This window comes from Flavobacterium artemisiae, assembly GCF_042678225.1.
GTDB lineage: Bacteria > Bacteroidota > Bacteroidia > Flavobacteriales > Flavobacteriaceae > Flavobacterium > Flavobacterium artemisiae.
This window is the reverse complement of sequence record NZ_JBHUDZ010000003.1, coordinates 40,474-66,295: the sequence shown is the minus strand read 5'-3', so window position 1 is coordinate 66,295 and position 25,822 is coordinate 40,474. Positions and strand designations below refer to the sequence as shown.

Below are 25,822 nucleotides of genomic sequence, written 5' to 3'. Positions count from 1 at the left end.
ACGATTTCGTAAAAATAAAACCCAAATAAAAATCCCTTTACTAAGCTTTAAAAAAGAATCGTAAAGGGATTGAAATATAGTTAGATAAGTTTTATTGCAACAATGTTACAATTCAAATTCATCGGTATTTTGTTCTGTTTGTGTTGTATCTTTTACAACTGCTGGTCTTTGGTAACAATCTACTTTTATCGAAAGGTTTGCCGGACGCTCAAATTCTGCTTTAGAAATCTGAAGATCTTTATCAGCATAACAAAGTTTCATGAAATACCCCCAAACCGGAAGTGCTGCAGTTGCTCCTTGTCCGTAAGTTAAACTTTTGAAACGAGCAGAACGGTCTTCACATCCAACCCAAACTCCAGTTACTAAGTTTGGAACCATTCCCATAAACCAACCGTCTGATTGATTTTGTGTTGTTCCTGTTTTACCCGCAATCGGATTTGTAAACATATATGGATATCCTGTCCAGCGATTATCACCGCTTCCTCCGCCTTGTGTACGTAAACGAGATCCAGAACCACTTTCTGTTACCCCTTGAAGCAATTTGATTACTGCGAAAGCAATATCTTTATTTAATACATCATGAGATTCAGGAATTGGTTCATAAATAACTTCACCGCTTTTGTTCTCAATTCGGCTTAAGAACTGAGGTTTAACATATACACCTTGATTTGCAAATGTACTGTATGCAGCGACCATGTCTTCAACCGTAATATCTACCGCTCCAAGCGCAATAGAAGGCTGAACTGGAATTTCTGTTTTTACTCCTAATTTTTTAGTCAATTCTACAACAGCTTCTGGACCTGTTCTATCAATTAATTTAGCCGAAACAGTGTTAATAGAACCAGCCAAAGCTTGTTTTAAAGTTACCATACCACGGTAAGTGTGGTTTGAGTTTCTTGGTTCCCAATCTTCTGTTACGTGGTGACGTCCTTTATGAATCATGAAAGGTCCGTCAAGAATAGAATCGCAAGGAGACATATTCAACTGTTCGATTGCTGTTGCGTACACAAAAGGTTTAAAAGTAGAACCTACTTGTCTTGCTCCCTGCCCTACGTGATCGTATTGGAAATATTTATAATTGATACCTCCAACCCAAGCTTTAATAGCTCCTGTCTGTGGCTCCATTGCCATCAAACCAGATTGTAAAAAGTGTTTGTAGTAACGAATAGAATCTAGAGGTGTCATTACAGTATCACGCTCTCCTTTCCAAGTAAATACACGCATTTTTGTTTTTACTTTGAATGACGCAATAATATCGTCTTCGCTTTTGTCCATTTCTTTCATCTGAGCCCAACGAACTGAGTTTTTCATGGCTTGTGTCATGATACGATCCGTTTCTGCTTGTGTGATGTTTACGAACGGTGCATTTTTATTGTTTTTCATATCAATAAAAAACTGCTGTTGTAAATTTTTCATATGGGCAGAAACCGCTTCTTCTGCATACGACTGCATTCTAGAATCTATAGTTGTATATATTTTAAGACCGTCTTTGTAAATATCGTAATCAGATCCATCTGGTTTTTTGTTCTCCGTAACCCATTTTTTCATGTAATCACGAAGATATTCTCTAAAGTATGTTGCCATACCTTCACGGTGGCTTTCTAATTTAAATTTTAAAGCAATTGGCAAAGCCTGTAATCTTAATTTTTCAGATTCTGAAATCATTTTCGCTTTTGCCATTTGTGCCAAAACTACATTACGGCGATTTTTTACACCTTCTGGATTACGAACTGGATTGTATAATCCTGAGTTTTTAAACATTCCTACCAAAATAGCCGATTCATCCATCGTTAAATCTTTAGGAACTTTTGAGAAATAAGTCTGCGCCGCAGAACTTACTCCAACAGAATAATTCCCAAAATCATACACGTTGCAGTACATTGCCAGGATTTCGTTTTTAGTATATTGTCTTTCTAAACGAATAGCAATAATCCATTCTTTTATTTTCTGTACAATCCTGAAAGGCAAAAACTTAGACCCTTCACCATGAAACAATTGTTTAGCAAGCTGTTGTGACAAAGTACTCGCTCCTCCGTTTGTTCCAAGACTGAAAACAGCTCTTAAAGTTCCTCGTCCGTCAATTCCTGAATGCTCATAAAAACGAGCATCTTCGGTAGCAACCAAAGCTTCGACTAAACTTTTTGGAAGATCTGAATATTTAAGCTGTGATCTATTAGTTTTGAAGTATTTACCGATTACAACTCCATCCGAAGAAATGATTTCTGTTGCCAGGTTCGAATCTGGATTTTCTAAATCTTCAAAAGAAGGCATAGAACCAAATAATCCCCATGAAGCAAACAAGAAGAAAGCTAAAACGCCTAATAAACCAAAGGTAAAAAACCTCCAGTATTTCTTTTTGTAATAATTAATATCCTTATTACTAGCTGTTTTATTGTTTTTTTTAATAGCCATAAATTATGATTAATCTTTTTGTTCAATTCTAAAACCAACGTCTGTAATACCTTCTAGAGCATCAACACCCGAAATTTTTCCAGATTGTCTTACTGCTTGTTTGATATTTACTTTATATTTCCCTCTAAATTTTACATTTTCTTTGTAAAACAGTTTACTTTCTTTAATATCAGTAAACCCATTTCCAAGTAGATTTCCTTCGGCATCAGCCATTTCATATTCTAACGTATCTACTTTTGTAAAGCCATTTGGCATTTCAAGAGCCACAATTAAAAACAGATTTTTAAACGGATAATTGTTGTTATCTCTCAGATTTACAAACAGATTGTATTTTTTAGTAGAATCTAAAACTGGCAGATCAAAAGTAACAATACTGTCTTTGTGCCAAGCGCTTCCAACAGATTTATACTGGTCAAATACTCTTTTTTTGTCGCACGAAAAAAGGAGTATCGCTGCCAAGAGAAGAATGCCGCTATTTTTTATTCTCATTTTTAGTAATAATTATTGGTTTTCTAGGTTCAGCAGATTTATTTTCATTTGAATTTTGCTTGTTCGAATTGTTTTGTTTGTTCGGATTAGGCTTGTTCTTATGATTTTGTTTGTTCGGATTACCTTGTTTGTTCTGCTGATTCGGATTTCCGCCAGAAGGTTTGTTATTATTATTATTCCCTGATGGCTTCGGATTATTATTCGTGTTTTTTTCCTGCTGCGGTTTTGGCTGTGTCGCAACACCCGCAGGTTCAGCATTTTTACGTTTTCTGTTTGGTTTTTTCTTCTTTTTAGGCTGGTCAAAACGAGTTAAACTCTCTTGTCCCATTGCGTTATTAAAGTCTTTTTCTGGTTCTGAAGTTACTTCAATAGCAAAATCTTCTAACGAAGAAACTTTGTTTTTCTGCTTATTCTCGGCAATAATTTCTTTTACCTGATCAATTTTTAAAACGTGCCAGTTTGCAAAATTATTCGTGTAAGCAAACCACATCAAACCTTTAAAGATATCTTGTTTTTGGCATACTGCATCTCCTTTTTCGGTTACTAATTTAGTATCGTAATCTGGAAAATCTTTCAAAGCATCCATGTAAGTGTCTAATTCATAGTTCAGACAACATTTCAGCTTTCCGCATTGTCCCGCCAATTTCTGCGGATTCAATGATAATTGCTGATAACGTGCTGCTGAAGTATTTACACTTCTGAAGTCTGTTAACCAAGTCGAACAGCAAAGTTCACGTCCGCAAGAACCAACGCCGCCTAAACGAGCCGCTTCCTGACGGAAACCAACTTGTTTCATCTCTACTCTGGTGCTGAATTCTTTAGCAAAATCTTTAATCAGCATTCTAAAATCGACACGATCATTTGCTGTATAATAAAATGTTGCTTTAGAACCGTCGCCTTGAAATTCGATATCCGAAATTTTCATTTCCAATTTGTGCTGAATCGCCAATTCACGCGCACGAACTTTCATTGGTTCTTCGCGATCGCGGGCCACAGACCAAATATCAATATCTTTTTGAGACGCTTTTCTATAAATTTTTGGAACATCATTACTTTCGTAATTTACCCCTTTTTTCTTCATTTGAATTTTTACCAATTCGCCTGTAAGAGTAACAATTCCAATATCATGTCCTGGTGATGCCACAGTTGCAACAATATCACCAATACTTAAAGTTAATTTCTCTGTATTTCTAAAAAATTCCTTACGTCCGTTTTTAAAACGAACCTCAACACAATCAAAAATCGCTTCTCCATTGGACGGACTCATGTTAGAAAGCCAGTCAAAAACCGTCAATTTATTGCAGCTATCGGTGCCGCAAGTCCCATTATTTTTACAACCTTTTGGCGCGCCGCCATCTGAGGTTGAACAACTTGTACATGCCATAATTATATATGTAGTGCTGCCAAAACGCAGCTTAAGTTCATAAACGTTTGATCGGTAAAGATAGTATTTTTTTTATTTTGCTTTTTATGGATTACTTCTAAAGGGTTGTTAAATAAAAAACAGATCAAATTTAGCTCCAAAAAATCGCGAAAAACCTTATTCTGTCAGTTTTATTTCCTAAAAAGTAACATTAAGTTTTTATTCTGAAATATATTTATCATTTTTATGTTTTATCTTACAACACAATTGTTATGGTTAGAATTCTGATTTCTGAACCCGTATAAAACTTAAACTTCAATATAAATATCAATTCAAATGCAAACACAAAACCAGATTGAAAATTTCCTTTTTCAAGGAAAATTTGACGAGGCCAGAGAATGCCTAAATAACGGAGAAAATTTTAACGATCAATATCTTAAAAACAATTTTTCTCAAATCGCCGCCAAAATTATAGAAGCTAAAGAAATTGATTTTATTGAAAAATTAATAAAAGCTGGATTTATCGAAACTGATATTTACGAACTGGACAGTTTTGATAAATCTATTTTTAGTCCGTTGACGCGATCTTTGAAAGATGACGAAGAATCGATTGCTTTTTTCAAAGAATTAATGTCAAAAATGGACAACCTGAATGATGAAATCAGTGATCAGACTTTATTAGGCTATTTTCTTGAAAAAGGTGTTTCTCCAAAAATCATAAAAACGCTGATTGAAGATTTTGGTGCTAACATTCAGTATAAAAATAATGCTGGAGAAAATTTCATTTACAAAGTATTGAATACTTACGGTTTAGAAACCGAAAAGGTTAAAGAATATATTTCGATACTTGTAGATAACGGACTAGATATCAATGAGAAAAACATTGTCGGAACTACTCCGTTAATGTGCGCTGTAAAAAGAAACAGAAAAGATCTTCTAACTTTCTTGCTGGAAAACGGTGCCGATGCCAACGAAACGGATAATCTAAACAATACTGCCTATTATTATGCAGTTGCAGAGCAGTTTTCGTTTGATATGTATGATTCTCTGGCCTCTGTTTCTACTCCCGATTTTAATATCGTAAACAAAGACGGACGCACTTTGCTGACTAATTTTATCAGTTCTGTTTCGGGTTCTCCAAGCGATATTACCTTTTTAGAAAGATTATTGTCTGATGGTGCCGATGTAAATTTCTGTGCAGAATATTACGGACAGCCAAAATCTGGGATTGATTTTATCGTCGAAAAGAAATCGGATATTTTAAAATCGGTTTTGGAGAATGTTTCTTTGGATGTGAATGAACAAGACAATAGCGGTAATACTATTTTGCATAAAGTCTGTGCATACAATGTCAATTACGATGCTGAAATGGCAAAAGAAACTTATAGAAAAGTAAAATTACTGCTGGATCAAGGTGCTGATATTTCGATTACAAATGATAAAGACGAAACTGCCTTAATGCTTGCATCAGGAGATAATTTAAAGATCAAAACGGTCGAACTTTTGATGAAACAATAAAAAGATCAATTACTTAAAACAGAAAACATGTCAATGTCATTTATAATTGCCTGTGAAAACGGGAACAGAAAAATTGCCGAATTACTGCTTCAAAACAAAGAAGTAGATGTAAAATATACAGACGAAAGAGGAAGAACTGCTTTGCATTATGCCGCACACAGAGGTTATCTCGATATCGTAAAAATTTTAACTGAAGACGGAGCTGATATTAACTACGAAGATCATCAGGGAGAAACGCCTTTGTACTTTGCTTGTCTTCAAAAACAAAAACAAACGGCTTTATATCTTCTTGAAAGTGGAGCCGAGATTACTAAAAACGACAAACTCGGAAACAGCCTCTTACATTTGGTAGTTCAGACGGCTCAAATAGAAATTGCAACAAAGTTGCTTAAAGAAGGAATCGATGTTAATTTACTGAATAACAACGGACAAAGTCCGCTTATATTAGCTTCTACAAAACTGAACAGAGAAATTATTCAATTGCTTTTAGACAATGGCGCCGATATAAACATAACCGACAAACAAGGAAATACGCCTTTATTGTATGCTTGTTATACCAAATCGATTCCGATGGTAACTTTGCTTCTTGATAACGGAGCAGACATTAATCACACCAATCATTCGGGTGAAAATGCATTATTAATTGCCTGCTACGAAACGAATAGAATGCTCGCAAAATTATTGGTCGAAAGAGGTGCAGATGTTTTTACTTCAAACAGTAACGGTCATTCGCCAATTTGGTACGCTTGCGCGAATAATCAAAAGGAGATTGTGAGTTTGTTTTTAGAAAATGGAGTTGATGTAAACTTCAGCAAACCGGTTGCTCACGACACCTCATCTATGAACGATTATCTGGATTGGATTGTAAGCGCCGCTAATATCGCCAACGAATCTAGTTTTACATTAGACAGCTCTTATAGTTACGGCGGTGAAAGTCTTTTGCACGTTGCGACTAAAAAAGGCAATTTGAGCATGGTAAAATTACTGATTGACGCTGGAGCTAATATCAACATTCAGGACGAATCTGGAAATACGCCTTTGCATTACAGTGCTGCAAACGGAAAGAAAGATGTTGTAAAATATTTATTGGAGAACAAAGCCGATGCTTCAATTGTCAATGTGAAAGAACAAAAAGCAATTGATTATTCCAACGTAAAAGGTTTTAACGAAATTACAGAACTGATTCTAAAATTTGCGCCTTCAGGAACGGTTGTAAATCCGATTCAAACTCCGGAAAAGAACGAAACTTCAAACTCAGGTTCAGGAAATTCGATGGAAGAAAAGAAAAAAGCATTAATGGATTTAAAAGAACTTCTAGATGCAGGCATTTTGACTTCAGAAGAATTTGATGCTGAGAAAAGTAAAATTTTAAAAGGATAAATAATAATCAAACTTAAAAAATGAAAAGAATCTTAAATGCCACAACACTATTTTTAGTATTAATCGCCACAAGTCTAACTTTTACTTCTTGCAATAGCGTTTCACCACAAAAAACCTTTGAAATTGCTGTTTTAAATTCGAATTTATTATCTCGTTTTGGAAGTAAAGAAATCAATGAAAAATTGCAGTCAGAGGCTATGGTTTATGATCAAAGCCAAAAAAAGATGATTCCTTCTTCTTACCATGATGCTTTTAAATATGATATCACCAACTTAGAAACGCGTTTTCAAACTATTAAAGATATACCAGAAGATGAAGATAACAAAGAACTTCTTCAAGCATCAAAAGACTTATTTTCGTATGTCATTACAAAACAAAAAGAAGGTTATTTGCCAATTGCTAAAATGAAAGACGAAAAAGCTCCAGATGAACAAATACAAAAAGCAATGTCCGATTTTGATGCTTCAACCCAAACTGAAGCTGATGCTAAATTTACCAAATTAATGAATGTTGGAAAAGCATATGCCGAAAAGCATAATATCGACGCCACATTTGGGATTTAATGGTTTTCCATTTTCTTCTTAACTAAAAGTAAAGCCGTGTTTCTATTGTGAAATATGGCTTTTACTAAATAACTATCAATATATTAATGAAATATCTGTTATTAATTTTTCTACTTTTTTCTAACTTCATTTTCTCGCAAATAGAAACAGATTCTGTAAGGAGAATCATTTTTGAAGTCAATTTTCCTGCAAATGTTTCAAGTGTTGACGAAATAGATTTTGCTAAAGAAAAACCAAAAGGCGAATTTACATTGAAAGGAAAAACACCGCTGAAATATTCTTTTCATTTAGAAAATGATTCAATAGTTTCTCTTTATCAATTTAAAAACGATGAATTTAAGTTTATTGAAAAGCTAAACTACCAGCCCATTTACTGGTCTTTCGATAATAACGAACTCTATTCGAACTTTAAAATATATGATTTCGATAATGATGGCGATGAAGATCTTGTCTGCTGGTTATTCTCAAATATTAATGGAAATGAATGGACAGTTGTATACCTAAATGATCAAACTCAGCAAAAACTGGTAAAATTATACAATACAGCTGATGATACAGATATTTGGAATAAGCCTGAATTTAACAAAAAGACCCACACTATAAACACGGAACTCTATGGAAGTCCTTATGGCATTTCGGAAGAAGGCAGTTATAAATTAAATAATGATCTGACTATTACTCCTCTAAAAAAACATTTTCAAGATCGGACTGCAGAAAAGATGTACGATTATTTCTATGTGGGACAAAATGGAAAATGGAAATTAAAATCTAAAAAGAGAGTAGAAAATTGGAAAACATATTGATGATCGTTACATTTTAGTATTTTTATCCCCTAAAATTAACAAACCTTTTCTATTATAAAATTCACCAATTTAAATTACACTAATGAACTACTCAAAAAAAGAGCAACAAATCTGGGAACGTTGGATTACAATTGAAGACTATCATAACTATCCTCAATTAGCTGATAGTCTGGCAGATTTTGAAGGATCTCATCTTTTATGTTATGTATATATAGATCATGATGCTGGTACAACTTTAGATGTTGTAAAAATATTTAACAAAGTTGACGATAAAATAGAATTTACTGAAAGCCTAATAGATAAACAAATACGTGTTATTATGAGGTATTCTGATTTTTCGGAAATTCCATACGAAATTTTAAGCGACACCTCTTTAGGAAATTTCGAACTTATAAAACCACAGCATCTAAAATTTTATGATAGAGATGATTTGATTGATTTTAGAAAGCATGATACTGTTAATTATTTTAGAGCCGAAGGTTATCCCGATGATATACAGATATTACTATTTTCGGAGAATGATTATAATAATCCTGAATTAGTTTGGGGACGTGTCGAAAAATACAATATTACAACCTATATTGGAGTAGCAATTTTACTAGTACAGCCACATCAAAATTTTGGAATTAACAAAAATGAGCCTTTAGCATTTGCTTTAAGGACGTTTAAGGAAAAATTAGCGATTATAGGGATAGTTGATGGTGAGAAGGCAAAAACGAAGCCGTGGTGGAAGATTTGGTAATTATAGTATTTAAAAGTTTAATAAAAGAATAGAACGTATAAATGATCAAAATTATAAAACCTTCGCTAGTTATTACACTCATTTTATTGACTTTAACTGCTGTCAGTTGTAAAAAAGATTCAAAAGCAACAAAAACATCAAACACAGAAGTTGTCGATCTTAAACAAACACCCGAAGTTGAAGAACAAGCCGTTGAAGTAAAAAAAGAGCCCGCAGATTTTATACCCAAAAGTTACGTTCCTTTTGATACCATTTATGGTGATTTAAATAAAGATGGAGCCGAAGATTTGGTTTATATCATAAAAGGCACAGACAAGAGCAAATTCGTTACAGATGAATATCGCGGCGAGTTAGACCGCAACCGAAGAGGAATCATTGTTCTTTTGAATACTAAAAATGGTTATGAGCTTGCGGTTAAAAATTACAATTGCTTTTCGTCTGAAAATGAAGACGGCGGCGTTTATTATGCTCCAGAATTAGACATCGAAATAAGTAAAGGAAAACTTTATGTTCATTATGCACACGGAAGATATGGCTATTGGAGATATACTTTTAGACTTCAAAATAATGATTTAGAACTTATTGGTTATGATGCGAGCGATAATCACGGTCCAATTGTACTTAGCGACATCAGCATCAATTTCTTGACTGGACAAAAAATTGTCAATCGAAACGTGAATGAAAACACCTATGATGGTGATGAAATTTTTGAGAAAACCGTTAGTAAAATCGAAAGAAAAAAATTGACTAAATTATCTGAAATTAAAGACTTTGATGAATTTGATACTAGAGAAGAATAGCATTTTCTACTACATTTAATTAATAGATAAATCAAAAAATGAAACCAGCAATTGGCTTTTTACTTTTACTAGTAACAGGATTTAATAATTTACATGCCCAAAAAGCTTATCTTATAAATGATTTCATGAAAGGTTATACTTTGTATTTTGTTCAACAAGATTCAAAGCCAAATACCAAAGAATATTATACACTTACAGAAAATACAAGTAAAAAAACAGTACTAGAGTTTGGCACAAAAGAACTTTCTAATCCTCAGATAAAGAAGACTGCAAAAATAGCCACTTTCAAAAGTATTCCAAACATCAATATTCATGTATTGGGAGATGTTAATTTTGATGGCAGAGAAGATATTCTTATTGATGGAACAGAACTATTCGATGAAGGCTGTTACAATCCAAGACCATCATCAAGCATTTTTATTAATACAGCGAACTCCTTTGTTTATAATCAAAGTATAAGTAGTGTTTATGAAGGAGCGTATTGTTTGCGTGGCGGCTCGTTTGAAATTGATTCTAAATATAAAAGACTTATCACATCATCTAGTGGCGGTGCCTTAATCCGAGGTTATGAATATTATAGCGTCACGAAAAATGAAGCGAAATTAATCTCCAGTTTTGAAATAGAAGCTTCTTACCCATCTCCGTTTTCAAAAATCACAGGCAAGAAATTAGAAAACAATAAGTGGGTTTCGTTCACATCTCTTTCACTATATGAAGAAGGCTTAGAAAAAGATAAATTACTTGCTTTCGACACAAAAAATGGAAAAGGGCGTGTGATTCTGTTTAAAGTTGATGATGTATTGTATTATGTTTTTCAGCAGAATGATGAATACAAATTTGTTTCTTTTGCTCATCCATCTATCCCTGAAAAAGCAGATAAAGCATTATTCAAATTCACAAAACAAAATATCAGTTTTCAATTGGAGTTTAATAGCGGCAGTATAAAATACATAATCTACGAAACCCCTAATGAAGTTGGCATCAAGATTTATGTGAACGGAAAATTATCTGACTGGCAGGGAACGGCTAAAGCTGGGAGTTTGTCTGCATTAGGAAATTTAAAATTCAAAAATATGTTTACACAATAAACCATTTCGTAAAAAAGATCCCAAAAGGCTCTTTTTTTATAATGCAATTTCTAGGTTTCCTTAACCGTAATAATCTTAACCGGACAAGCTCTCGCCGCCAATTCGCAGCTTTCTACAATAGTATGATTGGGCGATTTTAAAGTAAAAAATCCTTTTGCATTCTGTGAATGAAGCAATACCGATTTCCCATCTTTCTTTGACATTTGAAAATGCATCGGGTCCATTTCAACGCAGTAATTACAGCCAATGCATTTGTCTCTTTGTAAAGTGATGATAACCATTACGCTTCCACAATTTTATATAGTTTGTCTGACATTCTGATTCTGAATGGCAGTTTGAAAGTACAATCGTCTCCTTTAGTTGCTTTTTCAGCCGTAAGATCATTTACAAACATTTCATCGATAATCATTTCCTGAGCTCCAGTACTTGGTCCGGTTACCAGAATTTTATCGCCGACTTTAATATCATAAGCTTCAATTTTAAATTGTCCAATTGCTGCTTTTGGGAAATAATGTGTTCCTTTCCCCACATAAATCTTTTTCTGTGTTGCTGCTGATCCAGGAATATCGCTCCACTCGCCTAGTTCTTGCCCTAAATAATATCCAGACCAGAATCCGCGGTTGTAAACTGTGTTTAAGGCTTCCATCCAAACTTCCGTTTTTTCTTTTGAGAAAGTTCCTTCGTAATACGAATCAATGGCTTCACGATAGGTTTTGGTAACCGTTGCCACATATTCTGGTGCACGGCCACGACCTTCTAGTTTTAAAACCTGAATTCCAGAATCAATTACTTGATCTAAGAAATCGAGCGTACACAAATCTTTAGGAGACATCATGTATTCGTTATCCAATTCGATTTCAAAACCAGTTTCCTGATCGATCACGGTATATTTTTTACGGCAATTTTGTTTGCAGGCACCGCGATTGGCAGATGAATTATGCGAATGTAAACTCAAATAACATTTTCCTGAAACGGCCATACATAAAGCTCCATGCCCAAAAATTTCGATTTCTACTAAATTTCCGTTTGGTCCTTTGATCTGTTCTTTTTCAATTTGTTCGGTAATTTTCTTTACTTGTCGTAAACTTAATTCTCGGCTTAAAACCATTGTATCAGCAAACAAACTGTAGAATCTGATCGTTTCAATATTGGTAATATTCAACTGTGTCGAAATATGCACTTCTGTTGCAATAGACCTCGCCATCGCAATTACAGCTTGGTCTGATGCAATTACTGCTGTAATATTGGCTTCTTTAGCTTTATTTAATAATGTTTTTACAACTGATAAATCGTGATCGTAAATTATGGTATTTAAAGTCAAATAACTTCGAACGTTTTTGGTTTCGCAGCGTTTGGCGATTTCTGGTAAATCTTCAATAGTAAAATTTACGGTCGATCGTGCACGCATGTTGAGTTGTTCTACACCAAAGTAAATAGAATCGGCGCCGTTATCAAGTGCAGCTTGCAAAGACTCAAAGTTGCCAGCAGGGGCCATTAGTTCGATTTTGTTGTTAATTGTCATTTTTGATTTATTATTTCGATGACATATTTTTCGAATTTAGCCATCTAACAATTGACAAAAATAATGTGGTGTAGATTAGATTTCTATGATTTATATCATAGTCTATATTTTAAAATTATTTGTAGTAGTTTTTTGAAGATAGTGTACGGTTCCAATCGTGCGAAACGTATTGTTGAACATTTTTCAATACAGAAAACCAATAAGTGGAAAAATCTAATCGCTATGGACATTCTTTGCGTTCCTGCGGTTGAAACCGCAGGCTATGTTTTCCTATTTGTATCTGCCGTTTCAAATATAGCCCGTGGTTTCAACCACGGGGAACGTATTGCTTGAACATTTTTCAATACAAAAAACATTAGTTGAAAAAAATCTAATCGCTATTTACATGCTTTGCGTTCCTGCGGTTGAAACCGCAGGCTATGTTTTCCTATTTGTATCTGCCGTTTCAAGTATAGCGCGTTGTTTAAACCACGGGGAACGTATTGCTTAAACATCCTCAATACAGAAAAAAATATTTGGAAAAAAACGTAAACGTTATGGAAATGCTTTGCGTTCCTGCGGTTGAAACCGCAGGCTATGTTCTCCTATTTGTATCTGCCGTTTCAAGTATAGTGCGTTGTTTCAACCACGAGAATCGTATGATTTAGACCAAGTAATCATTTATCTTTCAATCCATGCAATTTTACAAACTCATCAAATTCATCCTGCCCATTTTTCTTAAGATGATGTTCTTTTTGATTTTTGATATAATTGTAAACAGCATACAGTTGAGATTCACTGACAGAGAAAGCACCAAAGCCGGTTTGCCAAGCAAACTTTTCAAGGATAAATTCTCCTCTATTCATAAAATGAGAAGAACTTCCTTTTATTTGTTTTACAATGTCTGTAATAGTTTTTTGTGGATTTTGTAAAAATAAAACATGCACATGATCCGGCATTCCGTTTATGATTCTAACAGGGCATCCAAGTTCAGTTAACTCTTGCCAAATGTAATCGTACAGTTTTTTCTCAATTGAAAAATGAATTAATTCCTGACGATTTTTGGTCGCCCAAATTAAATGAATCCATAATTTGGTAAAAGATTGTGACATAAATAAATTAGCATAAAAATTTCGGCTAATTTACAATTTTATACAATTTATCTGACAATCTAACTCGAAAAGGAACTTCAAAAGTCACTTTATCACCAATTTTAGCAGATTGAGTTGCTGCTCCGTTAACGATGATTTTTTCTAAAACCAATTCCTGATCCCCTGTAGTTGGACCTGAAATTAAGATTTTATCACCACTGTTTAACTCTTGGTTTTCGATCATAAATTGTGCTACTTGCGCTTTAACATAGTAATGTTCTGCTTTTCCAAGTAATACTTTTTTGATTTTTATTTTTTGACGAATATCAGCAGGTTTTTGTGCTGTAGCCAAAGCAGTTTCTGGCAATTCTCCCGAATGTTTAAATTTTAAGTTTTCAGACTTTCCTTTTCTGAACACTTTATTTCCAACTTGTTTTCCAGTTCTTAAACGAACTTGGTCAACTAATGGCATATGGATGATTTCTAGACATTCTGTAGAACAGCAGTTATCCATTGCGGCTTTACATTCGTCACACTGAATAAACAACAAATGACAACCGTCGTTTTCGCAATTAGTGTGATTATCGCAAGGTTTACCGCATTGGTGGCATTGCGAAATGATATCATCAGTAATTCTTTCGCCTAGACGATTATCAAATACAAAGTTCTTTCCGATGAATTTGCTTTCTAGACCTTCTTCTTCAAGTTGTTTTTTATAATTAATGATACCGCCTTCCAGCTGATGTACGTTTTTGAAACCCTGATGTTTGAAATAAGCACTTGCTTTTTCACAACGAATTCCACCTGTGCAATACATTACAAGGTTTTTATCGTCTTTATGATCTTTAAGCTGTTCGTTGATTATCGGTAAACTCTCTCTGAAAGTTTCTACATCTGGAGTAATCGCACCTTTAAAATGTCCTACTTCACTTTCATAGTGATTTCTAAAATCAACTACAATTGTGTTTGGATCGTCAAGGATATCATTGAATTCTTTGGCTTTTAAGTGAACGCCAATATTGGTTACATCAAAAGTATCGTCGTTTAGACCGTCAGCAACAATTTTGTGACGCACTTTGATGGTTAATTTTAAAAATGAATGATCATCATGTTCTACAGCTTCATTCAAACGAATGCCTTTCATAAAATCATAAACTTCCAAAGTTGCTCTAAAAGCTTCCAGATTCTCAGCTGGAATACTCATTTGAGCATTAATTCCTTCGTTGGCAACATAGATTCGACCTAAAGCATCGAGTGCATTCCAGGCAATAAATAAATCGTCGCGAAATTTTTTTGGATCTTGAATTTTGGCATACGCATAGAAAGACAACGTAAGTCGTTGTTTACCTGCATCATCGATCATGATGGCTCTTTCTTCTGCGCTTAAAGTGTTATACAGTTGCATGCTATAAACAATTTTAAGTTAAGAATAAATTAATTACGAATCTATAAATGGAATAAATTCGGCGCAAAGGTAAGCTTTTCTTCGCATTTTCAAAATCTGACCTTGTTTTCTTTTTTAATTGAAAAGTCAAGAAAAAAACAGAAAAACAAAAATATTGAAATTGATGTTACTTTTATTCAATTTATAAGCAATTGAAAACAAATAAATTAATACACAATAAGCAACAGAATACCTACTATTTAAACATTGTTGCATTTAGTACTTTATGGACGTTTAATACTAGCATATAAAGAAAAAGCTTCAAAAGGAATTTAAAATCCCTTTTGAAGCTTCTTTTGCACGGCAGCAAAATAGTAAATTTTAGCCACAGCCACAATTTCCATCTCCGCAGTCTTTTTTCTTTTTCGATTTCCAAAAGAACTTTTTAATCAAAAAAGCGACTGCAAATCCTAATATCGCGAAGGCCATTATTTCTTGAATCATAACTTTTTATTTTAAAAGTTGATATGCAATTAATGCTGAAAAATAAGCAAGACCGCTCATGAAAACCAACTGCATTGCAGGCCATTTCCACGAATTGGTTTCTTTTTTTGTGATCGCCAATGTACTCGCGCACTGCATGGCAAAAGCATAAAATAATAATAATGAAATTCCTGTTGCAAAATCAAACACCTTCTTACCAGTATCTGGTCGAACTTCTGCCTGCATTTTGCTTTTTATAGTCGATTCGTTATCGGTGTCTCCTACGCTGTAAATTGTTGCTAATGTTCCAACGAAAACCTCACGCGCCGCAAACGAACTAATTAATGCAATTCCGATTTTCCAATCGTACCCCAAAGGCTCGATTGCTGGTTCGATCGCTCTTCCCATTAGTCCGATATACGAATTTTCTAGTTTTTGAGAAGCAACTTCATTTTCAAATTGTGTTTCGTCTAAAGTGGTATTAGCAAATCTTTCTTTTACAATAGTTTCGGCATCGTTAAATTCTTTTCCAGGTCCATAAGATGCTAAAAACCATAAAATAACTGAGATTGCTAAAATGATTTTACCCGCACCAACAATAAAGGCTTTGGTTTTTTCTACAACATTAATTCCGACATTTTTAAAAAGCGGTAATTTATAACTCGGCATTTCGACAACGAAATACGTTTTTGAATCAATTTTTAAAACCTTATTTAAAATATAAGCTGACAAAATCGCAGCAAAAAATCCTAAAACATACAGTGCCATCAGCGTTAAACCCTGAACATTTAAAAATCCGAAAACACGTTTACTCGGAACTACTAATGAAATAATAATTGCGTAAACTGGCAATCGTGCTGAACAGGTTGTAAATGGCGTAACCAAAATGGTAATTAAACGTTCTTTCCAGTTTTCGATATTTCTTGTCGCCATAATTGCCGGAATCGCACACGCAGTTCCCGAAATTAAAGGCACGACACTCTTTCCAGAAAGTCCGAATCTGCGCATGATTTTATCCATTAAAAAGACAACTCGGCTCATATAACCGCTTTCTTCTAGAATAGAAATAAAAAGGAACAAGAAAGCAATTTGCGGAATAAATATAATAACACCGCCTATTCCTGGAATAATTCCCTGAGAAAGTAAATCGGTCAAAATACCGCTTGGCAATTCTGATGCAGTCCAAGCACTCAAAGAAGCAAATGTACTGTCAATAAAATCCATTGGAATGGTTGACCAGCTGAATATTGACTGGAAAATCAAAAATAATATGGCAAAGAAAATAACGTAACCAAAAACCTTATGCGTTAAAACGCGGTCTAATTTTGCTCGAACGTCTTTTGCCATCGAGGCATCGACTTTTAAACCTCCTTTTAAAACCTCATTGATAAACTGATATCTTTTGATGGTTTCTTTTTGTTGTAAACGCTTTAATTCTGAATGTGATTTGGTAAACGTACTTCTTACTTCGTTTCGATCTAAATTCGAAAAATTCACGTCCTGAGTGATTACCAGCCACAATTTATACATTAATTGATTTGGAAAAGCATGTTGCAGCTTTTCAAAATATTCTGGGTCAATTACCGAAGCATTCAAACAAGGTTCGTGCGTAATGCTCTTATAAGAAACAATTAGTTCTTTTAAATTTTCTATTCCGTGGCCTTTTCGTGAACTTACTAATGCAATTTTAGTTTTTAGTTTATCTTCTAAAAACGGAATATCCAAAGAAATTCCTTTTCGTTCCATTTGATCAGACATATTGATGACCAAAATCGTCGGAATTTCAAGATCTTTAATCTGCGTATAAATCAATAAGTTTCTCTTCAGATTTTCAACATCTGTTACTACAACAGCAACGTCTGGATATAATTTATCGTTTTTATTTAACAAAAGTTCAATCACAACGCTTTCATCCATTGAACTGGCGTTCAAACTATACGTTCCCGGTAAATCAAGAATATTAGCTTTTACGTTGTTTGGTAATTTGCAGAAACCCATTTTTTTCTCAACCGTGATTCCAGGATAATTTCCAACCTGTTGATTAAGACCTGTTAATTGATTAAAGACAGAAGTTTTACCTGTATTTGGATTTCCGATAAGGGCAACATTGATATTTTGAACGCTCATTATAAATTGTTTTCAATAAGTTCAACTTCAATTTCACGAGCGGTTTCAACACGAATTGCCACATGAGATCCGTTAATATCTAAATATAAAGGATCTCCAAAAGGAGCAATCTGCAGTAATTCAACTAAACTGCCAGGGAGGCAGCCCATTTCTAATAATTTCAGAGGAATAAGATCGATATCAAAATCTTTGATAATGGCTTTCTCGCCTTTTTTCAGAGTGTGAATTGTATTTTGCAAGCTTATTTAGATTGAATTTAGATTGCAAAAATAGGTAATTATTCTTTATTTCAAGGCATTTAACACTTGGACAAATGCTAAATGTTTCTAAAAATGCGGTTATTTACTCGTTTGACAAGAAATCGATGTCTTCTAAAAGACGTTTAATGTCTTCTTTATTTGTTCCGTCATAAAACCCGCGAACTCTACGTTTTTGATCTACTAAAACAAAATTCTCTGTGTGCACCATATCATACAATTGATCTGGTCTTCCAAGCTTTACTGCTAAATACGATTTTCGGGCCATTTTGTAAATTTCTTTTTTGTCGCCGGTAACCAAATTCCATTTGCTGTCCACTACTCCATATTTTATAGCATACGCTTTTAAAACAGAAACGCTGTCTACTTCTGGAAAAACGGTATGCGAAAGCAGCATTACTTTCGGATTCTTTAAAACCGCTTTTTGAACCTCAACAAGATTGGTTGACATTTTTGGACAGATCGAACCGCAGGTCGTAAAAAAGAAATCGGCAACATAAATTTTTCCTTCGTAATTCTTTTGCGTTATAGTATCTCCGTTCTGGTTTACAAAAGAGAAATCTGCAATGGTATGATATTTACTTTTATATTGAATGGTACTGTCGACCAATTCTGGATTTACGTCGGATGGATTGTAGATTGGAAGTGTTTTTTTAGGCTTTAATGCATTATAAAATAAGGATATAGTAACGGCAGAAAATATAATTAGTACAATAAAGAATTTGCGGTATTTATAAAGAAGCGATTTCATAAAAATAATTTGGCGCAAAAATACAAAAAGCACTTTTTAAAATCTTAATTAAGCTTTTATTTAACGATGTTTCTCTCTGAAAATGTAAGCAAATAAAATTTTGTTTTTGATTTTAACAAATAAATACATGAAAGCTTTCTTTAAAGATGTAACAAATAAAACATTAAATATACTAACTAACTTAAAGTGCTTCAATTTTAAACATTTTAAAAAATAACTTGACGCTAACTTATTGTTAAATAATGCGAAATTTTAACACTATATTCAAATTAATAACAATAAGTTTGTGTTTTACCTAAAACAATAAACTATTATGAAAAAACAGCTTGTAAAACCTGTGTTTTGTGTCGTTTCTGCAATGTTCTCTTTTGCGACACTGCAGGCTCAAAATGGCACACCAAAAGAACCTGGTATTAATGTTTCAAACATGGATACTAAAGTTAGTCCAAAACAAGATTTTTTCCGTTACGTAAACGGAGCATGGTTAGACAAAACTGAAATTCCTAGCGATAGAAACGCATGGGGAAGTTTTAATGAATTACGTCAGAAAACAGACGAAAACTCTCTGAAGATTTTAAAAGAAGCTTCAAAAGATCCAAAATACAAATCAAACACAGATCAAGGTAAAGCAATTGCTTTATTCAATACAATCTTAGATACTGTTGGAAGAAACAAAAGAGGTATTACGCCTTTGCAGCCTTATTTAAAGAAAATTGATGCTATTAAAAACGTAGCGGATCTTCAAAATTTCCTTACTGAAATGCAGCTTCAAGGCGGAATCGGTTTCTTTGGTGTTTATGTAAGCGCTGATGCGAAAAACAGTAATAAAAATGCCGTAAGCTTAACTCCAGGAGGTTTAGGATTATCTGATAAAGATTACTACAACTCTGATGATAAAGATTCTAAAGAAAAACGTGAAAAATACGAAGTTCACGTAGCAAGAATGCTTCAGTTTATTGGTGAGTCTCCTGCAAAAGCAAAAGAAAGTGCTAAACAAATTCTTGCTTTAGAAATCGAAATGTCGGCTCCAAGATTGGATCGCGTTGAGAGAAGAGACCGTAGAAAACAATACAATCCGACAGCTGTTGCAGATTTGAAAAAGAATACTCCTTCTATTCAATGGGAGAAATATTTTACTGGAATCGGAATGGCAAAATTGGATACTGTAAATGTTGCACAGCCTCGTTACATGATCGCGCTAGAAAAAACTTTTACTGAAAAGAAAGTTGAAGCTTGGAAAGAGTATTTAAAATGGTCTGCTCTAAACAGAACAGCATCTACTTTAAGTACAGAAATCGAAAATGCAAATTTCGACTTCTACGGAAAAACTTTAACTGGAGCATTAAAACAACGTCCACGCGAAGAAGTAGCTTTACAAGTTATCAATACAGCTACAGGTGAGGCTTTAGGAAAATTATATGTAGAAAAATTATTCCCAGCTGAAGCAAAAGCAAAAGCAAAAGACATGATTGCTAATGTAATGCTTGCTTACGAAAACAGAATCAATGCATTGCCTTGGATGTCTCCTGAAACTAAGGTGAAAGCCATTGAAAAATTAAAAAAATTAACTGTAAAAATCGGTTACCCTGACAAATGGAAAGACTATTCTAAATTAGTTCTTAAAAATGTTTCTGAAGGCGGAACTTATTTTGACAACTCTGTAAATCTTGCTAAATGGGCTTATGCTGAAAACTTAGCAAAATTAGGCAAACCAGTTGATAAAACAGAATGGGGAATGTCTCCACAAACTGTAAATGCATATTTCAATCCATCTTACAATGAGATTGTTTTCCCAGCTGCAATTTTACAACCGCCTTTCTACAATTACCAAGCTGATGAAGCTGTAAACTACGGTGGAATTGGAGCAGTAATCGGACACGAAATCTCTCACGGTTTTGATGATTCTGGTGCTCGTTACAATGCAGACGGAAACCTTGTTGACTGGTGGACTCCTGAAGATTTAAAACAATTTACTGCTCTTGGAGGTGAACTTGCTGCTCAATACAGCGCTTTAGAGCCACTTCCTGGAATTCACGTAGATGGTAAATTTACGTTGGGTGAAAATATTGGTGATTTAGGTGGAACTAACGCTGCTTATGATGGTTTACAATTGTATTTGAAGAAACACGGAAATCCAGGTCTAATCGACGGATTTACACCTGAGCAAAGATTCTTTATTTCTTGGGCTACTGTTTGGAGAACTAAAGCTCGTGACGAAGCTATTAAAAGCCAGGTAAAAACAGATCCGCACTCTCCAGGAATGTACAGAGCGGTTGTGCCAATTAAAAACCTTGATTCGTTCTACGAAGCTTTCGGAATTAAACAAGGAGATGCTATGTATTTAGAACCTTCAAAAAGGGTTAAAATCTGGTAATCAAATTTATATAAAACAGAAAACGGCGCTGAATCAGCGCCGTTTTTATTTATATACTAATTAATAAAATTAGAAGAATATCATTTCAAGTGACTGTAAATGTAAGTTTCAATTGCTTTTAACTCTTCATCAGACATTGCTTTTGTTATTTCAAAATTGGTCTGCATTACCGAAAACTGACTTGGGTCAACAATTGGTTCTGCATTTCCTTTTAAAAAAGTCACCATATCCCCTTTTTTATCTTTATAGGTTTTTGCAATTTCTTTGATACTCGGACCAATCACTTTTTGATCCGGCTGATGACAGGCAGTGCAATTTCCTCTTCCTTCAAAAATTTCTTTTCCTAAATCTTCTGGAGTTTTGGCTTTCGCCGATTCCCCTTCCGAGTAAGATTCTGATGCATTTTGAGTATTTTCTGTCGCTTCTTTTTTACAAGCCGTAAAAGCAAGAACCGCAGATAAGAACAATACTTTTTTCATTATTATTTATTTAAAAGTATTGCTGCCTCTTTTGCAAAATAAGTTGAGATTAAACTTGCACCCGCACGTTTGATGCACATTAACTGCTCCATCATGATTTTATCATTATCCAGCCATCCTCTTTCGGCCGCTGCTTTGATCATGGCATACTCTCCAGAAACGTGATAAACCGTTACAGGAACATTTACAGCATTTTTAACTTCACGAACAATATCCAGATAAGCAATTCCAGGTTTTACCATAACCATATCGGCACCTTCTTCAACATCGTACAAAGCTTCTTTAATCGCTTCGATACGATTAGCATAATCCATTTGGTATGTTTTTTTATCTTTCGGCACCACAACATCAGCTTCTCTTGGTGCTGAATCTAAAGCATCTCTAAACGGACCGTAAAAAGCCGAAGCATATTTGGCAGAATAACTCATGATTCCTACATTCTGAAATCCGGCAGCATCGAGACCTTCGCGAAGGCGTAAAACCCTTCCATCCATCATATCGCTTGGCGCTACGAAATCGGCTCCCGCTTCTGCATGAGAAACCGCCATTTTTACTAGAGCTTCAACGGTACTGTCATTTTCAACATCACCGTTTTGAATAATTCCGTCATGACCATAAATAGAATACGGATCTAAAGCTACATCTGGCATTACAATCATTTCTGGACAAGCCTCTTTAATAGCACGAATTGCTTGCTGCATTAATCCGTCTTTGTTCCATGCTTCTTTTCCAGTATTATCTTTTAAGTTTTCACTGACTTTTACATAGATATTTACAGCACGAATTCCTAAAGCAAAAATTTCTTTCACTTCTTCTACAGTCAAATCGATTGTTCTGCGAAAGATTCCCGGCATTGACGGAATTTCTGCTTTATAATTTTCGCCTTCAGCAATAAACATCGGGAACATAAAATCAGATGGACTTAAACTTGTTTCGCGGACTAATGATCGGATTGATTCGTTTACTCTTAATCTTCTGCCTCTGTGTAGTGGGAACATATAAATTTTAGATTTTGGCTTTTAGATTTTAGATTTTTCCTAATATAAATTGGACATAAATCTTAACTCTAAAAATGCAGTTGTTTTTTATTTTTGAGAGTTTGCTTAATTTTTATTTTAAGCGTTGCAAAGTTAAGTAAAAAGTAACAAAACTAGGCTTTTAGCTCTTTATGGAAACCGTTAATATTATCTAAAAATTTCATTTTTTTATAAAACAAAAATCCCTGAATCAGATTGTTTCAGGGATTTTTATGATTTTTATTTAATCGAAGCTTCGTAAATCTCTTTTATTGAATTTTCTAATCGGGCATTAAATTCAGAATCGAGTTGTTGAGCGCTGAGTCCTTCTGATAATGCTCTGGAGAAACTCGCAATCAATCCGTTGTTTTTTGCCAGTTTCTTGTTGGCTTCTTCAAGAGAATAGCCACCCGAAAGTGCCACTACGCGAACAACATGAGGATCTGCCATTAAATCGCTGTAAAAATTATCTACTGTCGGAATGGAAAGTTTAAGTATGACTTTTACCTCTTTATCCAATAAACTCAATTGTTTTTGGATTTCTTCTTTCAGTATTTCTTCTGACTTTTGCTTGTCTGGACTATTAATATCAACTTCTGGTTCAATTATCGGAACAAGTCCTTTTTTAAAGATTTGCAGACCAACTTCAAATTGTTGTTTTACAACTTCCTGAATCCCTTTTTGATTTGCTTCTTTAATCACGGATCTCATTTTTGTTCCAAAAACATTTCTTTCAACTGCCCTATCTAGTAATTCGTCAAGATTAGAAATTGGTTTCATTAACTGAACTCCATCTGCAAGATCCGCAAGACCTTTGTCTACTTTCAAAAACGGAATAATATGCTTTTTTTCCCAAAGATAATCGGCAGTCCATTGCCCGTCGATTTTACGATCCATGGTGTTTTCAAACAAAATTGCGCCTAGAATATATTTGCTGTCAAAAGGTGGACTTTTAATAATTCGCGTTCGCATTTCATGTACAAGCCCATACATTTCTTCTTCATTTTTATACTGGTTTTCTAAAACGCCATATCCTGAAAGTGCTTTTGGCGTGCTTCCACCGCTTTGATCTAATGCTGCAATAAATCCTTTTCCGGAATGCATTAGATTTAATTGTTCTATATTTTTCATACTAATGAATTTTAGTGTTTTGTAAATCTCTCTAATTTAAGCATTTTTCGGCTTATTTTTCACAAATTGTAAGATTTATCACAAACCTATTTTTTCATTTACTTTATTGTAAACTTCTTCTACTTTTTTCGGAGGATCAAATCGATAACCAATAGAAAGTTTTACGGTAGCGATATTATCATTTAATCGCGGATCCACTTTTTCGTCCTGAGCAAAACTCACGGTATTCAGACTTGCAAAACCAAAAAAGCGATCGTTGTTGTAAGCTAATTTCAAATTAAATTCGGCCTGATATAAAGCTGAGGTATCTCCGTCAATATCATTAATTCCCGCACCCAAAGCAAGTCCTGCGCCAATTAAAACCCGATCGCTGATTACAAAATTGTAATAGTAAGCCGGAGCAAGTGTAAAAACATACAAATCACCTGGCGAAGAATCGGGAGTATTCAAATCGAGATTGGTATAATAAAACGAGAATGATGGAATGAAACTTCCTGAACTTTTAGTCTGCCATTCATTTTGGCTTGTCAGAGTTTTAAAAGAGAATTTATCATTAAAAATATAAGAAGTCGATCCGCCGATTTTTGTGGTTCGCATATTGGGCAGTTGCACCGTTAGATTATCATCACTAATGTAAAATCCTTTTTGATTGATGAAAGTAAAGGACTGCATCCATTTTTTGTAATAAAAACGCGTATGTAAATTGAAATTTTTGGATTTTGAATCGCCTTTATTGCCACTTAGGAATTTAGGAGCAAAACCAATTGAAATATCAATAATTCTGTAGCTTACGCTAAAGCCAATCTGTTCGCGACGATTGGGAATTAGATTGACAAATATTTTAGGATCTTGTGTACCAGAAGCAACTTGAAAACTATTGGAAGTATCTAAATAATAAATGCTGGTCGTGATTTTGTCATCGTACGATTTGAAATACCGATTTTGCAAAGTATCGTTTTGAGCGAAACACCCAAAAATGCTTACGAAAAATAATATATAAAATGGTTTTAAACACATAAAGACATAGTTTTACAAACCGAAGATATTTCACTAATTATAAATCACATAAAACTATGTGATTTATGATTTTCTAAAATTACCTCTAAGATAAGTCTTTAATATCTATGTTTCTATGTGTTTATGAAAATTAGATTATGATTATGAAACCCACTCACGCGGATTTTCCAATGTATAAATCAATTTCTCCTCTTCACTTCCCGATTCCGGATGATGATCGTAAACCCACTGAACATGCGGAGGCAAACTCATCAAAATGCTTTCAATTCTTCCGTTGGTTTTTAGGCCGAATAAAGTTCCTTTATCATGAACTAGATTGAACTCAACATAACGGCCACGACGGATTTCCTGCCACGTTCTTTGTTCTGGTGTATACGAAAGATTTTTTCTCCTTTCTACAATTGGAACATAGGCTTCAAGAAAACTATTTCCAACTTCGGTTACAAAATTGTACCAATCTTCCATTGACATTTCATCATTTGCTTTGCAGTAATCAAAAAATAAACCACCCAAACCACGCGCTTCATTTCGATGTGCGTTCCAAAAATACGAATCACATTGTTTTTTATATTTTGGATAAAACTCTGGATTGTGTTTGTCACAAGCCGTTTTACAAGTTTGGTGAAAGTGAATGGCATCTTCTTCAAACAGATAATAAGGCGTTAAATCCTGTCCACCGCCAAACCATTGCTGAATTACATTTCCAGCTTCATCATACATTTCAAAATAACGCCAATTCGCATGAACCGTTGGAACCATTGGATTTTGTGGATGTAAAACCAAACTTAATCCGCAGGCAAAGAAATCGGCTTCTCCAACGCCAAACATTTTCTGCATGGTTTCAGGAAGTTTTCCGTGAACGGCAGAAATGTTGACTCCGCCTTTTTCAAAAACATTTCCATTTTCAATAACACGTGTTCGCCCGCCCCCACCTTCTGGACGTTTCCAAAGATCTTCACGAAATTTTGCAGTTCCGTCAACAGCTTCTAATCCGGCTACGATTTGATCTTGTAAATTTTGTATGTAGGTGTAAAATTTGTCTTTCATGGTAAT

The 25,822-nt window shown here is 34.3% G+C and carries 24 protein-coding genes; 8 read left to right on the top strand and 16 right to left on the bottom strand.

The window, feature by feature from the left end:
* Nucleotides 1–105: 105 nt before the first annotated feature.
* Genes ACFSC2_RS04500 through ACFSC2_RS04490 form a run of 3 tightly spaced genes read right to left on the bottom strand, consistent with a single transcriptional unit; the run spans nt 106 to nt 4,285 of the window.
* A complete protein-coding gene (locus ACFSC2_RS04500; RefSeq protein WP_379817605.1) occupies nt 106–2,412 on the bottom strand; it encodes a penicillin-binding protein 1A in 2,307 nt (768 codons plus the stop codon).
* Nucleotides 2,413–2,421: 9 nt separating this feature from the next.
* Nucleotides 2,422–2,901 carry a gliding motility lipoprotein GldH gene (locus tag ACFSC2_RS04495; protein ID WP_379817606.1) on the bottom strand — a complete coding sequence of 160 codons (480 nt, stop codon included), beginning with the start codon at nt 2,899–2,901 and terminating at the stop codon, nt 2,422–2,424.
* Nucleotides 2,885–4,285 (bottom strand): PSP1 domain-containing protein, encoded by a 1,401-nt coding sequence (locus ACFSC2_RS04490; RefSeq protein ID WP_379817607.1) that lies wholly within the window; start codon nt 4,283–4,285, stop codon nt 2,885–2,887. Before ACFSC2_RS04490 ends, ACFSC2_RS04495 begins: the two co-directional genes overlap by 17 nt.
* Before the next feature lie 315 nt (nt 4,286–4,600).
* Between ACFSC2_RS04490 and ACFSC2_RS04485 the strand changes: the two genes are divergently transcribed.
* From ACFSC2_RS04485 to ACFSC2_RS04455, 7 genes are all read left to right on the top strand, one after another.
* Nucleotides 4,601–5,782 carry an ankyrin repeat domain-containing protein gene (locus ACFSC2_RS04485; protein ID WP_379817608.1) on the top strand — a complete coding sequence of 394 codons (1,182 nt, stop codon included), beginning with the start codon at nt 4,601–4,603 and terminating at the stop codon, nt 5,780–5,782.
* A gap of 33 nt (nt 5,783–5,815) precedes the next feature.
* Nucleotides 5,816–7,162 carry an ankyrin repeat domain-containing protein gene (locus ACFSC2_RS04480; protein WP_379817609.1) on the top strand — a complete coding sequence of 449 codons (1,347 nt, stop codon included), beginning with the start codon at nt 5,816–5,818 and terminating at the stop codon, nt 7,160–7,162.
* Between the two features lie 20 nt (nt 7,163–7,182).
* The gene (locus ACFSC2_RS04475) at nt 7,183–7,725 is read left to right on the top strand and encodes a hypothetical protein (RefSeq protein ID WP_379817610.1); all 543 of its coding nucleotides are present in this window, start codon (nt 7,183–7,185) and stop codon (nt 7,723–7,725) included.
* Between the two features lie 86 nt (nt 7,726–7,811).
* Nucleotides 7,812–8,528 carry a hypothetical protein gene (locus ACFSC2_RS04470; RefSeq protein ID WP_379817611.1) on the top strand — a complete coding sequence of 239 codons (717 nt, stop codon included), beginning with the start codon at nt 7,812–7,814 and terminating at the stop codon, nt 8,526–8,528.
* Nucleotides 8,529–8,610: 82 nt separating this feature from the next.
* Nucleotides 8,611–9,270, top strand: coding sequence for a hypothetical protein (locus ACFSC2_RS04465; protein WP_379817612.1), 660 nt, complete (start codon nt 8,611–8,613; stop codon nt 9,268–9,270).
* Nucleotides 9,271–9,311: 41 nt separating this feature from the next.
* The gene (locus ACFSC2_RS04460; protein ID WP_379817613.1) at nt 9,312–10,070 is read left to right on the top strand and encodes a hypothetical protein; all 759 of its coding nucleotides are present in this window, start codon (nt 9,312–9,314) and stop codon (nt 10,068–10,070) included.
* 38 nt (nt 10,071–10,108) lie between these two features.
* Nucleotides 10,109–11,158: an XAC2610-related protein gene (locus tag ACFSC2_RS04455; RefSeq protein WP_379817614.1), complete on the top strand. Its 1,050-nt coding sequence runs from the start codon at nt 10,109–10,111 to the stop codon at nt 11,156–11,158.
* Nucleotides 11,159–11,208: 50 nt separating this feature from the next.
* Here the strand turns inward: ACFSC2_RS04455 and ACFSC2_RS04450 are convergent, their stop codons facing one another.
* From ACFSC2_RS04450 to ACFSC2_RS04415, 8 genes are all read right to left on the bottom strand, one after another.
* Nucleotides 11,209–11,439 carry a ferredoxin gene (locus tag ACFSC2_RS04450; protein WP_379817615.1) on the bottom strand — a complete coding sequence of 77 codons (231 nt, stop codon included), beginning with the start codon at nt 11,437–11,439 and terminating at the stop codon, nt 11,209–11,211.
* Nucleotides 11,439–12,680, bottom strand: a complete 1,242-nt coding sequence (locus ACFSC2_RS04445; RefSeq protein ID WP_379817616.1) for a peptidase U32 family protein — start codon at nt 12,678–12,680, stop codon at nt 11,439–11,441. The genes ACFSC2_RS04450 and ACFSC2_RS04445 overlap by 1 nt, the downstream gene beginning before the upstream one ends.
* 656 nt (nt 12,681–13,336) lie before the next feature.
* Entirely contained in the window at nt 13,337–13,771 is a 435-nt protein-coding gene (tnpA, locus tag ACFSC2_RS04440; protein WP_379817617.1) for an IS200/IS605 family transposase, read from the bottom strand.
* Nucleotides 13,772–13,796: 25 nt separating this feature from the next.
* On the bottom strand, nt 13,797–15,155 hold the full coding sequence (gene trhO, locus ACFSC2_RS04435) for an oxygen-dependent tRNA uridine(34) hydroxylase TrhO (protein ID WP_379817618.1): 1,359 nt from the start codon (nt 15,153–15,155) through the stop codon (nt 13,797–13,799).
* Between the two features lie 360 nt (nt 15,156–15,515).
* Nucleotides 15,516–15,638 carry a FeoB-associated Cys-rich membrane protein gene (locus ACFSC2_RS04430; protein ID WP_379817619.1) on the bottom strand — a complete coding sequence of 41 codons (123 nt, stop codon included), beginning with the start codon at nt 15,636–15,638 and terminating at the stop codon, nt 15,516–15,518.
* A 6-nt stretch (nt 15,639–15,644) separates the two neighbouring features.
* A complete protein-coding gene (feoB, locus tag ACFSC2_RS04425; protein WP_379817620.1) occupies nt 15,645–17,744 on the bottom strand; it encodes a ferrous iron transport protein B in 2,100 nt (699 codons plus the stop codon).
* Entirely contained in the window at nt 17,744–17,983 is a 240-nt protein-coding gene (locus ACFSC2_RS04420; protein ID WP_379817621.1) for a FeoA family protein, read from the bottom strand. The genes feoB and ACFSC2_RS04420 overlap by 1 nt, the downstream gene beginning before the upstream one ends.
* Before the next feature lie 103 nt (nt 17,984–18,086).
* Complete coding sequence (locus ACFSC2_RS04415) at nt 18,087–18,752, bottom strand: SCO family protein (protein ID WP_379817622.1); 666 nt, start codon at nt 18,750–18,752, stop codon at nt 18,087–18,089.
* 313 nt (nt 18,753–19,065) lie between these two features.
* Between ACFSC2_RS04415 and ACFSC2_RS04410 the strand changes: the two genes are divergently transcribed.
* The gene (locus tag ACFSC2_RS04410) at nt 19,066–21,126 is read left to right on the top strand and encodes a M13 family metallopeptidase (protein WP_379817623.1); all 2,061 of its coding nucleotides are present in this window, start codon (nt 19,066–19,068) and stop codon (nt 21,124–21,126) included.
* A gap of 80 nt (nt 21,127–21,206) precedes the next feature.
* On the opposite strand, the gene ACFSC2_RS04405 is transcribed toward ACFSC2_RS04410, so the two are convergent.
* From ACFSC2_RS04405 to hemF, 5 genes are all read right to left on the bottom strand, one after another.
* Nucleotides 21,207–21,605 carry a c-type cytochrome gene (locus ACFSC2_RS04405; protein ID WP_379817624.1) on the bottom strand — a complete coding sequence of 133 codons (399 nt, stop codon included), beginning with the start codon at nt 21,603–21,605 and terminating at the stop codon, nt 21,207–21,209.
* 2 nt (nt 21,606–21,607) lie between these two features.
* On the bottom strand, nt 21,608–22,603 hold the full coding sequence (gene hemB / locus ACFSC2_RS04400) for a porphobilinogen synthase (protein ID WP_379817625.1): 996 nt from the start codon (nt 22,601–22,603) through the stop codon (nt 21,608–21,610).
* Between the two features lie 258 nt (nt 22,604–22,861).
* Nucleotides 22,862–23,752: a fructose bisphosphate aldolase gene (locus ACFSC2_RS04395; protein WP_379817626.1), complete on the bottom strand. Its 891-nt coding sequence runs from the start codon at nt 23,750–23,752 to the stop codon at nt 22,862–22,864.
* Nucleotides 23,753–23,830: 78 nt separating this feature from the next.
* Nucleotides 23,831–24,769 (bottom strand): DUF4421 family protein, encoded by a 939-nt coding sequence (locus tag ACFSC2_RS04390; RefSeq protein WP_379817627.1) that lies wholly within the window; start codon nt 24,767–24,769, stop codon nt 23,831–23,833.
* Between the two features lie 141 nt (nt 24,770–24,910).
* The gene (hemF, locus tag ACFSC2_RS04385; protein ID WP_379817628.1) at nt 24,911–25,816 is read right to left on the bottom strand and encodes an oxygen-dependent coproporphyrinogen oxidase; all 906 of its coding nucleotides are present in this window, start codon (nt 25,814–25,816) and stop codon (nt 24,911–24,913) included.
* Between the last annotated feature and the right edge of the window lie 6 nt (nt 25,817–25,822).

Coding starts and splice junctions, on each gene's coding strand:
- ACFSC2_RS04500 (WP_379817605.1), bottom strand. CDS start 2,412: ATGGCTATTAAAAAAAACAATAAAACAGCTAGTAATAAGGATATTAAT.
- ACFSC2_RS04495 (WP_379817606.1), bottom strand. CDS start 2,901: ATGAGAATAAAAAATAGCGGCATTCTTCTCTTGGCAGCGATACTCCTT.
- ACFSC2_RS04490 (WP_379817607.1), bottom strand. CDS start 4,285: ATGGCATGTACAAGTTGTTCAACCTCAGATGGCGGCGCGCCAAAAGGT.
- ACFSC2_RS04485 (WP_379817608.1), top strand. CDS start 4,601: ATGCAAACACAAAACCAGATTGAAAATTTCCTTTTTCAAGGAAAATTT.
- ACFSC2_RS04480 (WP_379817609.1), top strand. CDS start 5,816: ATGTCATTTATAATTGCCTGTGAAAACGGGAACAGAAAAATTGCCGAA.
- ACFSC2_RS04475 (WP_379817610.1), top strand. CDS start 7,183: ATGAAAAGAATCTTAAATGCCACAACACTATTTTTAGTATTAATCGCC.
- ACFSC2_RS04470 (WP_379817611.1), top strand. CDS start 7,812: ATGAAATATCTGTTATTAATTTTTCTACTTTTTTCTAACTTCATTTTC.
- ACFSC2_RS04465 (WP_379817612.1), top strand. CDS start 8,611: ATGAACTACTCAAAAAAAGAGCAACAAATCTGGGAACGTTGGATTACA.
- ACFSC2_RS04460 (WP_379817613.1), top strand. CDS start 9,312: ATGATCAAAATTATAAAACCTTCGCTAGTTATTACACTCATTTTATTG.
- ACFSC2_RS04455 (WP_379817614.1), top strand. CDS start 10,109: ATGAAACCAGCAATTGGCTTTTTACTTTTACTAGTAACAGGATTTAAT.
- ACFSC2_RS04450 (WP_379817615.1), bottom strand. CDS start 11,439: ATGGTTATCATCACTTTACAAAGAGACAAATGCATTGGCTGTAATTAC.
- ACFSC2_RS04445 (WP_379817616.1), bottom strand. CDS start 12,680: ATGACAATTAACAACAAAATCGAACTAATGGCCCCTGCTGGCAACTTT.
- tnpA (WP_379817617.1), bottom strand. CDS start 13,771: ATGTCACAATCTTTTACCAAATTATGGATTCATTTAATTTGGGCGACC.
- trhO (WP_379817618.1), bottom strand. CDS start 15,155: ATGCAACTGTATAACACTTTAAGCGCAGAAGAAAGAGCCATCATGATC.
- ACFSC2_RS04430 (WP_379817619.1), bottom strand. CDS start 15,638: ATGATTCAAGAAATAATGGCCTTCGCGATATTAGGATTTGCAGTCGCT.
- feoB (WP_379817620.1), bottom strand. CDS start 17,744: ATGAGCGTTCAAAATATCAATGTTGCCCTTATCGGAAATCCAAATACA.
- ACFSC2_RS04415 (WP_379817622.1), bottom strand. CDS start 18,752: ATGAAATCGCTTCTTTATAAATACCGCAAATTCTTTATTGTACTAATT.
- ACFSC2_RS04410 (WP_379817623.1), top strand. CDS start 19,066: ATGAAAAAACAGCTTGTAAAACCTGTGTTTTGTGTCGTTTCTGCAATG.
- ACFSC2_RS04405 (WP_379817624.1), bottom strand. CDS start 21,605: ATGAAAAAAGTATTGTTCTTATCTGCGGTTCTTGCTTTTACGGCTTGT.
- hemB (WP_379817625.1), bottom strand. CDS start 22,603: ATGTTCCCACTACACAGAGGCAGAAGATTAAGAGTAAACGAATCAATC.
- ACFSC2_RS04395 (WP_379817626.1), bottom strand. CDS start 23,752: ATGAAAAATATAGAACAATTAAATCTAATGCATTCCGGAAAAGGATTT.
- ACFSC2_RS04390 (WP_379817627.1), bottom strand. CDS start 24,769: ATGTGTTTAAAACCATTTTATATATTATTTTTCGTAAGCATTTTTGGG.
- hemF (WP_379817628.1), bottom strand. CDS start 25,816: ATGAAAGACAAATTTTACACCTACATACAAAATTTACAAGATCAAATC.